General features: G+C 36.4%; 1 protein-coding gene. It reads left to right on the forward strand.

The window, feature by feature from the left end; translation table 11 throughout:
• Positions 1–491: 491 nt before the first annotated feature.
• A partial coding sequence (locus tag A3O17_RS05695; protein WP_155729654.1) for an IS110 family transposase occupies positions 492–1,110 on the forward strand: 619 nt, incomplete at its 3' end.

Here is a 1,110-nt window from a genome sequence, read left to right on the forward strand (position 1 = left end):
CCTGATCGTGTTTGGATCTTCAGTGTTCTAGTGGTTTTCGTTGTTTGTCGTTTTGATTTTGTTGCACTAAACGCATCAACGCGATATCTACACGCGTAAGATCGTCGGCAGCGTTCGATATGTATAAGAGACAGCTCGTAATATATGTTTTGTAATCATCTCACGATGATTTTCCTTAAAAATAATCTTTTTGTTTTAGTACTGTGTGGTACCTGAGATAATAATCACTAGGAAAGTCCTAAATGGGATTGCTCTAGCTCCTCCTGTAGTTTTGACTACTAATTTAAGCGTGTTCCCCAGATCATTGCTATAACTTCATACGCATTACTTGTTTCTCTATGGGATTTATTTCAACTTAGTAGGGTTGAAATGCAGCTTTTATCTCATAGAATGGAATTCTTTTATGCGAGGCTGCTGTTATGCAATGTTATCTTGGGTAGCCCTCAGTACTAAAACAATTCCTAAATTCAATCAGAAAGGAGGTCTTTCCTATGAATTTATTTGTTGGTTTAGACGTTAGCTCTGAGACATTAGAGGCATGTTTCCTTGGTAACCAAATTGACCAAGTATTCTTACGAACTCGTTTTGCTAATGACACCGTTGGTGCCAGTCAGATCAAAAATGAAATTATCAAACTTAACGATGAAAATCATTTTAAAAAGATCATGATTGGTATGGAATCAACTTCACTCTACAGTTTTCATCCGGCAATTTTCTTTCAAAACGATCAAGAATTGAAAGCATTAAATGTCAAAACTGTGATTGAAGATCCACGGCGAGTTCGGAAATATGCCGAGTCTTACGATACTGATAAAACTGATTATAATGATGCTTTTATCATTGCTGATTATTTGAGAATTGGACGAGGAACGACTTCACCAATGCGTGAAGAAAAATTTATGGCTTTACAACGCCTTACTCGTTCTCGCTACCAACTAATTCAACAATTAACCGAAACTAAACAACACTTTCTCGAAAATCTTTGTTATAAGGTCAATACCTTGTCACGTGAACTGGACTCTGTCCAAGTATTTAGTGCGACAACGATTGAATTAATGACTGAAGAATTATCAGTCGATGATTTAGCTAATATGCCACTTGAAGACCTTT

Origin of the sequence: Ligilactobacillus aviarius, assembly GCF_001654615.1 — a bacterium.
In the GTDB taxonomy this organism is placed as follows: Bacteria; Bacillota; Bacilli; order Lactobacillales; family Lactobacillaceae; genus Ligilactobacillus; species Ligilactobacillus aviarius_B.